The sequence below is a fragment of the Enterococcus sp. AZ191 genome (assembly GCF_051713845.1).
In the GTDB taxonomy this organism is placed as follows: domain Bacteria; phylum Bacillota; class Bacilli; order Lactobacillales; family Enterococcaceae; genus Enterococcus_B; species Enterococcus_B durans.
The window spans coordinates 188,604-202,881 of the sequence record NZ_JBIOQS010000001.1 but is presented as its reverse complement, the minus strand read 5'-3'; the positions used below and the strand labels follow the sequence as shown (position 1 = coordinate 202,881).

Sequence of the window (14,278 nt, the reverse complement as noted above, 5' to 3'; positions counted from 1 at the left end):
TATACCGACCATCAGAAAGTATCCTTATTTTTAGCAACTAGATAGTAAAGAGAGGAGAAACAAGGAGAATGACCAGAGAATTTTCTTTACAAAACACTCGTAATATCGGTATTATGGCCCACATCGATGCTGGTAAAACGACTGCTACTGAACGTATCTTGTACTATACTGGTAAAATCCATAAAATTGGTGAAACTCATGAAGGAGCTTCACAAATGGACTGGATGGAACAAGAACAAGAACGTGGGATTACGATCACTTCTGCTGCTACAACAGCACAATGGAAGGGTCACCGTATCAACATCATCGACACACCAGGACACGTAGACTTCACAGTTGAAGTTGAACGTTCATTACGTGTACTTGATGGTGCTGTAACAGTTCTTGATGCACAATCAGGTGTTGAACCTCAAACTGAAACAGTTTGGCGTCAAGCAACAACTTACGGTGTACCTCGTATCGTATTCGCAAACAAAATGGATAAAATCGGTGCTGATTTCTTATATTCAGTATCAACATTACATGATCGTTTACAAGCAAATGCTCATCCAATCCAATTACCAATCGGTGCGGAAGATGACTTTACAGGTATTATCGACCTTGTAACAATGAAAGCCGAAATCTATACAAATGACTTAGGGACTGAAATCGAAGAAAGAGAAATCCCTGAAGAATATCGTGAATTAGCGGAAGAATGGCGCGAAAAATTAGTGGAAGCTGTAGCTGAAACTGATGAAGAACTTACTTTGAAATACTTAGAAGGTGAAGAAATCACTGAAGCTGAGTTAAAAGAAGGAATCCGTCGTGCAACTCTTAACGTTGATTTCTACCCAGTATTATGTGGTTCAGCATTTAAGAACAAAGGGGTTCAATTATTATTGGACGCAGTTCTTGCTTACTTGCCATCACCGTTAGATATCCCTGCTATCAAAGGGATTGACCCTAAAACTGATGAAGAAGTTGAACGTCCAGCAGACGACAGCGCTCCTTTCTCAGCTTTAGCATTCAAAGTTATGACTGACCCATTCGTAGGTCGCTTAACTTTCTTCCGTGTGTACTCTGGTGTCTTGAAATCAGGTTCATACGTACAAAACGCTACAAAAGGCAAACGCGAACGCGTAGGTCGTATCTTACAGATGCATGCTAACTCACGTTCTGAAATCTCTGAAGTTTACGCTGGAGATATCGCAGCTGCAGTTGGTTTGAAAGATACAACTACTGGGGACACACTATGTGATGAAAAGAATCTAGTTATTCTTGAATCAATGGAATTCCCAGAACCAGTTATCCAAGTCGCTATTGAACCAAAATCAAAAGCTGACCAAGATAAAATGGGTGTCGCTTTGCAAAAACTATCTGAAGAAGATCCTACTTTCCGCGCTGAAACAAACGTTGAAACAGGCGAAACAATCATCGCTGGTATGGGTGAACTTCACTTAGACATCATCGTTGACCGTATGCGTCGCGAATTCAAAGTTGAAGCTAACGTAGGTGCTCCTCAAGTATCTTACCGTGAAACTTTCCGTTCTGGCACTCAAGCCGAAGGTAAGTTTGTACGTCAGTCTGGTGGTAAAGGTCAATACGGTCACGTATGGATCGAATTTACACCAAACGAAGAAGGCGCAGGCTTTGAATTTGAAAATGCGATCGTCGGTGGGGTTGTTCCACGTGAATACATTCCAGCTGTTGAAACTGGATTGAAAGATGCTATGGAAAATGGTGTCTTAGCTGGATATCCATTAGTTGATATCAAAGCTAAACTTTACGATGGTTCATACCATGATGTCGATTCAAATGAAACTGCCTTCCGTGTTGCTGCTTCTATGGCATTACGTGCAGCAGCTAAGAAAGCTAATCCAGTTATCCTTGAACCAATCATGGCTGTTGAAGTCGTTATCCCTGAAGATTACTTAGGTGATGTTATGGGACACGTTACTGCACGTCGTGGTCGCGTTGAAGGTATGGAAGCACGCGCTGGCGGACAACAAGTTGTTCGTGCGATGGTTCCACTTGCTGAAATGTTTGGTTATGCTACAACTCTTCGTTCAGCTACTCAAGGTCGTGGTACTTTCACTATGACATTTGACCACTACGAAGATGTACCAAAATCAGTTCAAGAAGAAATCATTAAGAAAAACGGCGGAAAAGCTGAATAATTTCTTAAAACCGGATCGTCCGTTTAACGGATTATCCAAAGAGACTATATTTTTAATATAGTTTCGTGTAAAATAATTATCGATGATATGGGCATGTGGGTGACCGTCTGGTTACCACATACCTATCAGACAAATAAAAAAAATTATATTGTATTTTTAGGAGGACATTTTAAAATGGCAAAAGAAAAATTTGACCGTTCTAAACCACACGTTAACATTGGTACTATCGGACACGTTGACCATGGTAAAACAACTTTAACAGCAGCAATCACAACAGTACTATCTAAGAAAAACGGCGGCCAAGCTATGGCTTACGATCAAATCGATGGTGCTCCAGAAGAACGCGAACGCGGAATCACAATCTCAACAGCTCACGTTGAATACGAAACTGACGCTCGTCACTACGCTCACGTTGACTGCCCAGGACACGCGGACTACGTTAAAAACATGATCACTGGTGCTGCACAAATGGATGGAGCTATCTTAGTAGTTTCTGCTGCTGATGGCCCTATGCCTCAAACTCGTGAACATATCCTATTATCTCGTCAAGTTGGTGTTCCTTACATCGTTGTATTCTTGAACAAAGTGGATATGGTCGATGACGAAGAATTACTAGAATTAGTTGAAATGGAAGTTCGTGACTTATTAACAGAATACGAATTCCCTGGTGACGATGTTCCTGTAATCGCTGGTTCAGCTTTGAAAGCTTTAGAAGGCGACGCTTCATACGAAGAAAAAATCCTTGAATTAATGGCTGCAGTTGACGAATATATCCCAACTCCAGAACGTGACAACGACAAACCATTCATGATGCCAGTTGAAGATGTATTCTCAATCACTGGTCGTGGTACTGTTGCTACAGGTCGTGTTGAACGTGGACAAGTTCGCGTTGGTGACGTTGTAGATATCGTTGGTATCGCAGAAGAAACAGCTCAAACAACAGTTACTGGTGTTGAAATGTTCCGTAAATTATTAGACTACGCTGAAGCTGGAGACAACATTGGTGCTTTACTACGTGGTGTTGCACGTGAAGACATCCAACGTGGACAAGTTTTAGCTAAACCAGGTACAATCACACCTCATACAAAATTCTCTGCAGAAGTATACGTGTTGACTAAAGAAGAAGGTGGACGTCATACTCCATTCTTCACTAACTACCGTCCACAATTCTACTTCCGTACAACTGACGTAACAGGTGTTGTTGAATTACCAGAAGGAACTGAAATGGTTATGCCTGGCGACAACGTAACAATGGAAGTTGAATTAATCCACCCAATCGCTATCGAAAACGGTACTAAATTCTCAATCCGTGAAGGCGGACGTACAGTTGGTGCCGGTGTCGTTACAGAAATCAAAGCTTAATTAAATTAAGCCTAAAAAGTTACATCTACTCGGACGTTGAAGTCTGGAATGAAAGATCTCTTGATCTTCATTCCAGGCTTTTTTTATTTTCTCGAGAAGCTAGATGTTTCAACTGTCCAAATTAATGGACAGAACAAAAAATCAGATAAGAGGAATTTCGATTATAGTTATGGACAAGGGGGAGTCAAATGCAGCTAAGTAGAAGAGAAAAAGAAATGATCGAGTGTTTTATCAAACATGGATTGACCCTTACAGCCCAAGAACTAGCTGGATTTGCGAATGTTTCCACTAAGACGATCTATCGGGCAATCAGAAAAATCAACGAGGCATCTAAACATGGAGATATCATTTTGGCAGAAGTCGGTAAAGGGTTCCGTTTAGATTATGCTAACTATTTAAAAGAAAATGTTAAGAATACTGAAAGCAGAAGTAGACAGGGACCTTTGGAAAGAAGAAATGAAATATTGTTAACTTTATTGTTCAAATCACCGAAAAAATTATTGATCCATGAGTTGTTCCATCCTTATTACATCAGTGATCCAGTAATCAGTAATGATCTGAATAAAATCAGCTTGTTCTTGAAAGACAATGACCTGAAACTCAAACGTCACGGACAGAGAGTAGGGATCGAAGGGACAGAACGAAATATTCGCAAAGTCGTCAACATGTTGTTGAGCTTCAATTTATTAGAGGATAAACAATCTTTCACAAATAACTATTCGACCAATTCATTTGATATCAACTTTATTACAACGATGCTGGAATATATTGAGCAACAATTGGTCAGCGGAATTGCGTATCCTTATGGGATGAATATCTTTTCACATATTTATATTTTATTGAAACGTTGTCGGGAAGGAAACATTCAATTAGAAGATGAATCTTGGTACCTAGAAGAGGAAGACCAGAGAATAATTCAATACAATCAAGAACTATATGAGTTAGCACGTGCAGTGATGGATAAAATGGGGAATTATCTAAATATCTCTTTACCAGAAAGTGAGACATTTTATCTCTTTCAATACTTGGTGTCTTCTAGAGTAGAAAATGGCGCAATCAGCTATCAGAATCTATTCAGTGAGGCGAAAGAGATCACGCAATTTTTCTCTATGAATATGAGTCAACTAATGGGGATTGCTATTGATCAAGAATTGTATCAGCAAGATCTATACAACCATATCCAACCCCTATTGTACCGATTGAAACACCATATCATCATCAAAAACGATTTATTGAATGATATCGAATCAGAATATACCCAAACATTTAAACAAGTAGCCTATGTCAGTCAAATGGTTCAACAAGTATTCCATACGAACCCTATCTCAAAAGATGAAATCGGCTTCTTGATCCTTTATTTTGTGAAATACAAGGAACTGATCCCCATAAAAAAAAGAGTGTTGATCATGTGCAGTAGTGGTGTCGGGACTTCTGAATTATTAAAAGTGAAAGTCAAAAAGGCATTTCCTGAATTAGAGATCATTGCTGTTGTATCTGCTCGCCAGTATCAAAAAAATCAGACACAGTTTGCTAATATCGACTTGATTCTAACGACTGTCCATCTCACTATTTCTTCTGAAACACCGATGATTTTAGTGAATTCAGTATTTACGAAACAAGACGAAAATCGTGTGAAAGAGAAGTTAGGAGAGATAGAAAATGGAAGTGAAAAATGAAACAGAATTTAGTATTGCTGATGTGATCACCGAGGAGTTGATCTATCTAGAAATGAAAGCGAAAACAAAAGAAGAAGTAATTCGTGAATTGAGTGAATTACTAGAAAAGAACGGTAGTATCACGAATGTTGACGAGTTTTTAAAAGATGTCTTTCAACGTGAAAAAGAGGGGATGACAGGTATTGGAAATGGTTTAGCTATTCCCCATGGCAAATCCAAAAGTGTACTTAAAACATGCTTGGCAGTCGGTAAAGTTTCAACACCGATCAAGTGGGAAACATTAGATGATCAGCCAGTCCAAGTGATCATATTGTTTGCAGTTAAAGACACAGATGCAAACACCGTCCACATCAAATTATTGCAAAAGGTAGCCATGCTCTTAGCAGAAGAAACGTTTATTGACAACTTGATACATGCAACAACTAAAACAGAATTCATGGCTCTACTAGCAAAAGAGCCATCTGAATAATAAAAAAAGGAGGAAAGTAAACATGAAGATTGTTGGAGTAGCCGCATGTACCTCAGGAATTGCCCATACGTATATCGCTAAGCAGAAACTAGAAAAAGCCGCTAAAAGTTTAGGGCATGAGGTCCACATTGAAACACAAGGAACGATTGGAACCGAAGATGAACTAACAGCAGAAGAAATCGCACAGGCAGACGTGGTGATCCTTGCTACAGATATAAAAATTGGGGGCAAAGAACGCTTCAGTGGGAAAAAGGTCATTGAAATACCAACGAGTATGGTGATCAAAGCACCTAAAGGATTGATAGCGAAAATCGAGACGGAAATCAATAAAACGTAAAGGGGAGAAGTGGAATGTTTCAGCACTTGCAATTAAAAAAGCATGCATTAACAGCTATTTCGTATATGTTGCCCATCGTGGTCACCGCTGGACTATTGATAGCAATCGGGAATTTGACTGGTGGAAAGGTCATAACAGATTATCAAGCAACGTATACTGTACCAGATGCTTTGGTTTCTTTAGGTGTATTAGGGATGGGTTTATTGGCGCCTGTTATTTCAGCGGCAATTGCTTATTCCATTGCTGATCGACCAGGAATTGGCCCAGGATTATTTATGGGATTGATTGCTAATGCCATTGGGGCAGGCTTTTTAGGTGGAATGTTAGGCGGGTATTTAGTCGGCTTTTTCGTTTTGTTTTTAGTGAAGCATATGAAGGTACCAGCTTGGGCACAAGGATTGATGCCGATGATGATCGTCCCACTCGTTTCTACGCTGATCGTAGGACTCCTTTTGTTCTTTGTGGTGGGTATTCCGATTGTTTGGGCAACAGAAGCACTTACTGAATTTTTACGTGAGTTACAAGGTTCTGGAAAATTTTTATTTGGAGCAATCGTGGGGGGAATGGCAGCTTTTGACTTTGGTGGTCCAGTAAATAAAGTTGCTTCATTATTTGCGGATGGATTATTGCTGGAAGGTGTGCAGGAACCGGAAGCAGTCAAAGTCCTTGCTTCGATGGTCCCGCCATTTGGCGTCACCATCTCGTGGATCCTATCAATAATAGCACGTCAGACAAAGTATTCTAAGGAGGAAGAGGACAATATCAAATTAGCTTTTCCAATGGGGTTATGCATGATCCCTATTGCAGCAGTTGATCCGATACGTGTGATGATTTCTTGTACGGTAGGAGCGGCGGTCGGAGGTGGTCTAAGCATGTCTTGGGGAGTTGGTTCTCCTGTTCCTTCGGGAGGCGTATTTATTATTCCAGCAATGAGTGATCCGTTGAAATTCACTCTAGCGTTGCTCATAGGCTCGGTTGTTTCAGGAATTTTATTATTTGTACTGAAAAAAGCGCCCGCTGCTAGTACATTAGCGGAAGAGGAAGAACAAATCGATTTTTCTTCGATTAAAATATCCTAACGAGTAAAGGAGAACACCATGTATGTTTCAATGAAAGAAATGCTAAAAAAAGCAAATCGAGAAAACTATGCAGTCCTAGCAATCAATTGCTTTAATTTAGAAACTGCTCAAGCAACTATTCAGGCAGCAGAAGAGATGCATGCACCGATTATCATTGATTTACTACAAGATCATTTGAAAGAACATCTCAGCTATCTTTATTTAACAAAGCCGATCATTCGCATGGCAACAGCGGCAAAAGTACCTGTGGCATTAAACTTGGATCATGGGCAAGATGTGGCTTTTGTAAAACAGTGCCTACATGAAGGGTTCTCTAGCGTCATGATGGATGCTTCGAGGTATGCGTTGCATAAGAATATCGAGATTACTAAAATGATTGTTCAGTTTGCGCAAACGTATAATGCAAGCGTAGAAGCAGAAGTTGGCAATATGGGTGCTGTGAACGGCGATCAGTTTACCGATACTAAAATGTATACAGATCCTAAAGAAGCGATTCATTTTATTAATGAGACTGGTGTGGATTGTTTAGCCATTTCTTATGGGTCGAGCCATGGAGAGTATCCCAAAGGCTATCAACCTAAGTTTCAGTTTGATATCATCAGCAAAATCAAAGAAGCAACCCATTTACCGCTTGTTTTACATGGGGGTTCAGGAGCAGGTGAGGCGGTGATCCTGCGTTCTGTCAAATTAGGTATCAATAAGATCAATGTTGGATCAGATTTTATGAAGGCTCAAAAAAACTCTCTTTTTCAACTATTAAAAGAAAATCAGACGATCGGGTATCCTGACTTGCTCCGTCAAGCATCCTTAGCAGGAAAAGAAGTAGTAAAAGTGTATATCGAACTTTCGGGTTCTAAAAATAAAGCATAAGAATGGAGATAAAAAATGTTAATCAATATGAATCAACTATTAGAAATTGCCAAAGAAAACCACTTTGCAGTAGGGGCATTCAATGTAGCAGACAGCAATTTCTTACGAGTAGTCATTGAAGCTGCTGAAGAAAACGATGCACCAGCGATTATCGCAGTCCATCCGACAGAATTAGATTTTACCAAAGATGAATTTTTCCAGTATGCAGTTAGCCGAGTGAAAAATAGTCCAGTTCCATTTGTTATCCATATGGATCATGGCGATAATCTAGCCAGTATTATGCGGGCAATCCATTGTGGGTTCAGCTCAGTCATGATCGATGGTTCCTTGTCGCCGTTTGAAGAAAATATTGCTGTGACGAAAGAGGTCGTGGATATTTGTTATAAAATAGGTGTTTCGGTTGAAGGGGAGCTAGGAACGATTGGGAATACAGGAACTTCAGTCGAAGGGGGTGTCTCAAAGGTCACCTATACAAAACCGGAAGATGCAGAAGAATTTATTGCGCGTACAGGCATTGATACTCTAGCAGTAGCGATTGGCACAGCGCATGGTATCTATCCTAAAGATGTAAAGCCAGAATTGAAGATGGATATCCTTGAACAAATCAAAGAAAAAGTAGCAATCCCGTTAGTCTTGCATGGTGGATCAGCAAATCCAGATGAAGAGATCGAAAAAGCGGTGCAGATCGGTATCCAAAAAGTGAATATCTCCTCTGATTATAAATATGCGTTTTATAAAAAATGCCGTGAGATACTTGCTTCAACAGAGCTATGGGATCCAAATGCCATCTATCCAGAATGTATTGAAGAGGCGAAGAAAGTGGTTAAACAAAAAATGACGCTGTTCCACTCCCTTGGGCAAGCGCAACTCTATCGCCAAGCGAATATCAAACCTTGGCGCCAAGAACTGAATTAGCAGACGACCGAGTTGATTCTAGTACTGACTTTCCTACTAATTAACGAAGATTCTTTCTATTATATATAGAAGGAATCTTTTTTAGATAATACTATATTTTAGTAGAAACCTGTCTAAATGAAAACTTATGAAAACAAATTAGTATTTACAGGAAAAAAGCCTTGCTTTGTGGATTTAGATATATTATAATTACAAAGGTGCGTTTACCAAACGTAAACGACACGGACGTAATCAATGTGATTTCGTCGGCTAAGAAACGAGAGGTTGCGACACGCCCGGACGCTTTGCCACGAACGAGCGTGACGGAAATTTTCGTGGAGCTATGTCTACTTTTCAAAATAGACGAAGGAGGGAACAAGATGGCAAAACAAAAAATTCGTATCCGTTTAAAAGCGTATGAACACCGTATTTTAGATCAATCTGCGGATAAAATCGTGGAAACTGCAAAAAGAACTGGAGCTAGCGTGTCTGGTCCAATTCCATTACCAACTGAACGCAGTCTTTACACAGTTATTCGTGCGACTCATAAATACAAAGATTCACGCGAACAATTCGAAATGCGTACACACAAACGTCTTATCGACATTGTGAACCCAACACCAAAAACTGTTGATGCTTTGATGAAGCTAGACTTACCATCTGGTGTTAACATCGAAATCAAACTATAAAACTAAAATAAAATTAATGGAGGTGTACTCATGACCAAAGGAATCTTAGGGAAAAAAGTGGGAATGACACAAATCTTCACTGAATCTGGCGAACTAATTCCAGTAACTGTTGTAGAAGCTACTCCAAACGTAGTACTACAAGTTAAAACAATGGAAACTGATGGCTACGAAGCTATTCAAGTTGGTTACCAAGATATGCGTGAAGTTTTATCAAACAAACCTGCGAAAGGTCATGTTGCAAAAGCAAACACGACTCCTAAGCGCTTCATTCGTGAATTCAAAAATGTTGAGCTAGGAGAATATGAAGTAGGAAAAGAAATTACAGTAGATGTTTTCCAAGCAGGAGACATTATTGATGTAACAGGTACTACGAAAGGTAAAGGATTCCAAGGGGTTATCAAACGTCACGGCCAAAGCCGCGGACCAATGGCTCACGGTTCTCGTTACCATCGTCGTCCTGGGTCAATGGGTCCAGTTGCACCTAACCGTGTATTCAAAAACAAACGTCTTGCTGGCCGTATGGGTGGCAACCGCGTAACAATCCAAAACTTGGAAGTTGTTCGCGTTGATGCAGAAAGAAACGTAATCTTGATCAAAGGAAACGTTCCTGGAGCTAAAAAATCATTAATCACTATCAAATCAGCTGTGAAAGCTAAATAATAGTAGGAAGAAAGGAGGAACTAAGGAATGCCGAATGTAGCATTATTCAAACAAGATGGAAGCCAAAACGGTGAAATCACACTTAACGAAGAAATCTTCGGAATTGAACCAAATGAAAGTGTTGTTTACGATGCAATCGTTATGCAACGTGCGTCATTAAGACAAGGAACGCATGCGGTTAAAAACCGTAGCGCTGTTCGAGGCGGTGGACGCAAACCATGGCGTCAAAAAGGAACTGGTCGTGCTCGTCAAGGATCAATCCGCTCACCACAATGGCGTGGAGGTGGAGTAGTCTTCGGACCAACACCACGTTCTTACAGCTACAAACTTCCTAAAAAAGTTCGTCGTTTAGCAATGAAATCTGTTTTATCAGAAAAAGTTGCTGAAAATAACTTGGTAGCAATCGAAGGTTTAAGCTTCGACGCACCAAAAACAAAAGAATTCAAACAAGTTCTTGCTAACTTATCTATTGACTCTAAAGTATTGGTTGTTCTTGAAACAGGTAACGACTTTGCTGCTTTATCAGCACGTAACTTACCAAACGTTTCTGTAGTAACTTCTGATAACGTTAGTGTTCTAGATGTTGTTTCAAGTACAAAAGTGTTAGCAACACAAACTGCTCTTACTCAAATTGAGGAGGTGCTTGCATAATGAACTTACTAGACGTAATCAAACGCCCAGTGATCACTGAAAAATCAATGCTTGCCATGGATGACAAGAAATATACTTTTGAAGTGGACACTCGTGCAAACAAAACTTTAGTAAAACAAGCGGTTGAAGCTGCTTTTGACGTTAAAGTCAAAAACGTGAACATCGTGAACGTACGTGCGAAATTCAAACGTATGGGCAAATATGCAGGTTATACAAAAAAACGTCGCAAAGCGATCGTTACATTAACCGAAGATTCAAAAGAAATCCAATTATTCGAAGCTGCTGAATAAGCACTTACTAGATAACTCATTAAATTAGGAGGGAAAAACGTGGCGATTAAAAAGTACAAACCTACCTCAAATGGTCGTCGTAACATGACAGGTTCTGATTTTGCTGAAATCACAACATCAACACCTGAAAAATCATTGTTACAACCATTGAAAAACCATGCTGGACGTAATAACAACGGCCGCATCACTGTACGTCACCAAGGTGGCGGACATAAACGCCAATATCGCGTGATCGACTTCAAACGTAACAAAGATAACGTTGTTGCAACTGTTCAAACGATCGAATATGATCCAAACCGTTCAGCTAACATCGCGTTAGTACACTATGAAGATGGAGTGAAAGCTTACATCTTAGCACCAAAAGGACTACAAGTTGGAATGAAACTTGTTTCAGGTCCAGATGCAGATATCAAAATCGGAAATACTCTTCCTTTAGAAAATATTCCAGTTGGTACTGTTATCCACAATATTGAAATGAAACCTGGTAAAGGTGGACAATTGATCCGTTCTGCTGGTACAAGTGCTCAAGTACTTGGTAAAGAAGGCAAATACGTATTGATCCGCTTGAACTCTGGTGAAGTTCGTATGATCTTAGCTGCTTGCCGCGCTACAATCGGTTCAGTAGGTAACGAACAACATGAACTTATCAATATCGGTAAAGCAGGACGCTCTCGTTGGATGCGCAAACGCCCAACTGTACGTGGTAGCGTAATGAACCCTAATGATCACCCACACGGTGGTGGTGAAGGTAAAGCTCCTATCGGACGTAAAGCACCAGTTTCTCCTTGGGGACAACCAGCTCTTGGTTACAAAACTCGTAACAAAAAAGCACAATCAGACAAACTTATCGTTCGTCGTCGTAAAACTAAATAATTACTTTGACCATGTGTCGCACATTTTGAGAGGAGGTTCACCATGGGTCGTAGTTTAAAGAAAGGACCTTTCGTTGATGAGCATTTAATGAAAAAAGTTGAAGCTCAAGCAGGGGTTGAAAAGAAAAAAGTTATCAAAACTTGGTCTCGTCGTTCGACAGTATTCCCAAGTTTTGTTGGATATACCATCGCAGTATACGATGGACGTAAACACGTACCAGTTTACATCCAAGAAGATATGGTAGGACACAAATTAGGTGAATTTGCACCAACAAGAACTTATCGTGGCCATGCCGCAGACGATAAGAAAACTAAACGCTAATTTGAGGGGAGGATAAAACCAAATGGCAGAACAAATCACATCAGCTAAAGCAACTGCAAAAACAGTTCGCACTTCACCTCGAAAAGCCCGTTTAGTAATTGACCTTATCAGAGGTAAAAGTGTTGCGGATGCAATTTCAATCTTGAAATTCACACCAAACAAATCTGCTGGAATCATTGAAAAAGTATTGATGTCAGCAGTTGCGAATGCAGAAAATAATTTTGACTTAGATGTTGAAAACTTGGTAGTATCTGAAGCATTTGTTAACGAAGGACCAACAATGAAACGTTTCCGTCCACGTGCAAAAGGATCAGCTTCTCCAATCAACAAACGTACAAGTCATATCACGGTAGTCGTATCAGAAAAATAAGGAGGGATAATCAGTGGGTCAAAAAGTACATCCAATTGGAATGCGTGTAGGCATCATCCGCGACTGGGATGCAAAATGGTATGCTGAAAAAGAGTATGCAGAGTTCTTACACGAAGATCTAAGAATCCGTAAATTTATTTCAACTAAACTTGCTGATGCTGCTGTATCAACAATTGAAATCGAACGTGCTACAGGTCGTGTTAACATTTCAATTCACACAGCAAAACCAGGTATGGTTATTGGTAAAGGCGGATCTGAAGTCGAAAACCTAAGAAAAGAATTAAACAAACTAACTGGTAAAAGAATCCATATCAACATCGTGGAAATCAAAAAACCAGATTTAGATGCAAAATTAGTAGGTGAAGGAATCGCACGTCAATTAGAAAACCGTGTTGCTTTCCGTCGCGCTCAAAAACAAGCCATCCAACGTTCAATGCGTTCTGGCGCTAAAGGAATCAAAACTCAAGTATCTGGACGTCTAAACGGAGCAGATATCGCTCGTTCAGAAGGATACTCAGAAGGAACTGTTCCTCTTCATACTTTACGTGCGGACATTGATTACGCATGGGAAGAAGCAGATACAACATACGGAAAACTAGGAGTTAAAGTGTGGATCTATCGTGGAGAAATTCTTCCAACTAAAAAAAACACTGAGAAAGGAGGGAAATAATCATGTTAGTACCTAAACGTGTAAAACACCGTCGTGAATTCCGCGGAAAAATGCGCGGGGAAGCTAAAGGTGGTAAAGAAGTAGCATTCGGTGAATACGGTTTGCAAGCTGTTGATTCACATTGGATCACTAACCGCCAAATCGAAGCTGCTCGTATCGCAATGACTCGTTACATGAAACGTGGTGGGAAAGTATGGATTAAAATTTTCCCTCACAAATCTTATACTGCCAAAGCAATTGGGGTACGTATGGGTTCTGGTAAAGGGGCACCTGAAGGATGGGTTGCACCAGTAAAACGTGGTAAAATCATGTTTGAAATCGCAGGCGTTCCTGAAGAAGTGGCTCGTGAAGCGTTACGTCTAGCTTCTCACAAATTACCAATGAAAACTAAGATCGTAAAACGTGAGGAAATGGGTGGTGAATCGAATGAAGGTTAAAGAAATCAGAGAATTAACCACTGCCGAAATGCTTGATCAAGAAAAACAATTAAAAGAAGAATTGTTTAATCTTAGATTCCAATTAGCAACAGGTCAATTAGAAAACACTGCACGTATTAAAGAAGTACGTAAATCGATTGCACGCATCAAAACTGTGTTGCGTGAACAAGCTAAGTAATTATGGAAGGAGGCCATTAAGCGTATGACTGAAGAAAGAAATCAACGCAAAGTTTATCAAGGTCGTGTGGTTTCAGACAAAATGGATAAAACAATTACCGTTGCTGTCGAAACAAAGAAAAACCACCCTATCTATGGTAAACGCATGAACTATTCTAAGAAATACAAAGTACATGATGAAAACAATACAGCAAAAGTTGGCGACATCGTGAAAATTATGGAAACTCGTCCATTATCAGCTACAAAACGTTTCCGTTTGTTGGAAGTAGTCGAAGAAGCAGTTATTATCTAATAACA

At 39.9% G+C, this 14,278-nt stretch carries 19 protein-coding genes; all 19 read left to right on the top strand.

Annotation, left to right across the window (positions count from 1 at the left end):
• Positions 1 to 68 precede the first annotated feature (68 nt).
• Positions 69 to 2,156, top strand: coding sequence for an elongation factor G (gene fusA, locus IGI47_RS01075; protein ID WP_104660478.1), 2,088 nt, complete (start codon positions 69 to 71; stop codon positions 2,154 to 2,156).
• A gap of 174 nt (positions 2,157 to 2,330) precedes the next feature.
• A complete protein-coding gene (gene tuf / locus IGI47_RS01070) occupies positions 2,331 to 3,518 on the top strand; it encodes an elongation factor Tu (protein ID WP_005880819.1) in 1,188 nt (395 codons plus the stop codon).
• A gap of 188 nt (positions 3,519 to 3,706) precedes the next feature.
• The gene (locus IGI47_RS01065) at positions 3,707 to 5,194 is read left to right on the top strand and encodes a BglG family transcription antiterminator (protein WP_438783064.1); all 1,488 of its coding nucleotides are present in this window, start codon (positions 3,707 to 3,709) and stop codon (positions 5,192 to 5,194) included.
• Positions 5,178 to 5,663 (top strand): PTS sugar transporter subunit IIA, encoded by a 486-nt coding sequence (locus tag IGI47_RS01060; protein WP_311930698.1) that lies wholly within the window; start codon positions 5,178 to 5,180, stop codon positions 5,661 to 5,663. The genes IGI47_RS01065 and IGI47_RS01060 overlap by 17 nt, the downstream gene beginning before the upstream one ends.
• A 22-nt stretch (positions 5,664 to 5,685) precedes the next feature.
• Complete coding sequence (locus IGI47_RS01055) at positions 5,686 to 6,000, top strand: PTS fructose transporter subunit IIB (protein WP_005880814.1); 315 nt, start codon at positions 5,686 to 5,688, stop codon at positions 5,998 to 6,000.
• A gap of 14 nt (positions 6,001 to 6,014) precedes the next feature.
• Positions 6,015 to 7,079, top strand: a complete 1,065-nt coding sequence (locus IGI47_RS01050; protein ID WP_438783063.1) for a PTS fructose transporter subunit IIC — start codon at positions 6,015 to 6,017, stop codon at positions 7,077 to 7,079.
• 18 nt (positions 7,080 to 7,097) lie between these two features.
• Complete coding sequence (locus IGI47_RS01045; RefSeq protein ID WP_438783062.1) at positions 7,098 to 7,949, top strand: class II fructose-bisphosphate aldolase; 852 nt, start codon at positions 7,098 to 7,100, stop codon at positions 7,947 to 7,949.
• Between the two features lie 15 nt (positions 7,950 to 7,964).
• Complete coding sequence (locus tag IGI47_RS01040; RefSeq protein ID WP_438783061.1) at positions 7,965 to 8,864, top strand: ketose-bisphosphate aldolase; 900 nt, start codon at positions 7,965 to 7,967, stop codon at positions 8,862 to 8,864.
• A 359-nt stretch (positions 8,865 to 9,223) separates the two neighbouring features.
• Positions 9,224 to 9,532: a 30S ribosomal protein S10 gene (gene rpsJ, locus IGI47_RS01035; RefSeq protein WP_005880808.1), complete on the top strand. Its 309-nt coding sequence runs from the start codon at positions 9,224 to 9,226 to the stop codon at positions 9,530 to 9,532.
• Between the two features lie 30 nt (positions 9,533 to 9,562).
• On the top strand, positions 9,563 to 10,192 hold the full coding sequence (rplC, locus tag IGI47_RS01030) for a 50S ribosomal protein L3 (RefSeq protein ID WP_005880805.1): 630 nt from the start codon (positions 9,563 to 9,565) through the stop codon (positions 10,190 to 10,192).
• Between the two features lie 27 nt (positions 10,193 to 10,219).
• Entirely contained in the window at positions 10,220 to 10,843 is a 624-nt protein-coding gene (gene rplD / locus IGI47_RS01025; RefSeq protein ID WP_081133714.1) for a 50S ribosomal protein L4, read from the top strand.
• The gene (gene rplW, locus IGI47_RS01020; protein ID WP_002290449.1) at positions 10,843 to 11,133 is read left to right on the top strand and encodes a 50S ribosomal protein L23; all 291 of its coding nucleotides are present in this window, start codon (positions 10,843 to 10,845) and stop codon (positions 11,131 to 11,133) included. Before rplD ends, rplW begins: the two co-directional genes overlap by 1 nt.
• A 39-nt stretch (positions 11,134 to 11,172) precedes the next feature.
• On the top strand, positions 11,173 to 12,006 hold the full coding sequence (gene rplB / locus IGI47_RS01015) for a 50S ribosomal protein L2 (RefSeq protein ID WP_104661217.1): 834 nt from the start codon (positions 11,173 to 11,175) through the stop codon (positions 12,004 to 12,006).
• A gap of 42 nt (positions 12,007 to 12,048) precedes the next feature.
• Complete coding sequence (rpsS, locus tag IGI47_RS01010; protein WP_002288655.1) at positions 12,049 to 12,327, top strand: 30S ribosomal protein S19; 279 nt, start codon at positions 12,049 to 12,051, stop codon at positions 12,325 to 12,327.
• Between the two features lie 22 nt (positions 12,328 to 12,349).
• Positions 12,350 to 12,697, top strand: coding sequence for a 50S ribosomal protein L22 (rplV, locus tag IGI47_RS01005; protein ID WP_002288657.1), 348 nt, complete (start codon positions 12,350 to 12,352; stop codon positions 12,695 to 12,697).
• A 13-nt stretch (positions 12,698 to 12,710) separates the two neighbouring features.
• Positions 12,711 to 13,367 carry a 30S ribosomal protein S3 gene (gene rpsC / locus IGI47_RS01000; protein ID WP_005880799.1) on the top strand — a complete coding sequence of 219 codons (657 nt, stop codon included), beginning with the start codon at positions 12,711 to 12,713 and terminating at the stop codon, positions 13,365 to 13,367.
• Positions 13,368 to 13,369: 2 nt separating this feature from the next.
• Positions 13,370 to 13,804: a 50S ribosomal protein L16 gene (gene rplP, locus IGI47_RS00995; protein ID WP_002288661.1), complete on the top strand. Its 435-nt coding sequence runs from the start codon at positions 13,370 to 13,372 to the stop codon at positions 13,802 to 13,804.
• Positions 13,794 to 13,982 carry a 50S ribosomal protein L29 gene (gene rpmC / locus IGI47_RS00990; protein ID WP_002288664.1) on the top strand — a complete coding sequence of 63 codons (189 nt, stop codon included), beginning with the start codon at positions 13,794 to 13,796 and terminating at the stop codon, positions 13,980 to 13,982. Before rplP ends, rpmC begins: the two co-directional genes overlap by 11 nt.
• A 24-nt stretch (positions 13,983 to 14,006) precedes the next feature.
• Positions 14,007 to 14,273: a 30S ribosomal protein S17 gene (gene rpsQ / locus IGI47_RS00985; RefSeq protein WP_005880796.1), complete on the top strand. Its 267-nt coding sequence runs from the start codon at positions 14,007 to 14,009 to the stop codon at positions 14,271 to 14,273.
• The last annotated feature ends 5 nt before the right edge of the window (positions 14,274 to 14,278 follow it).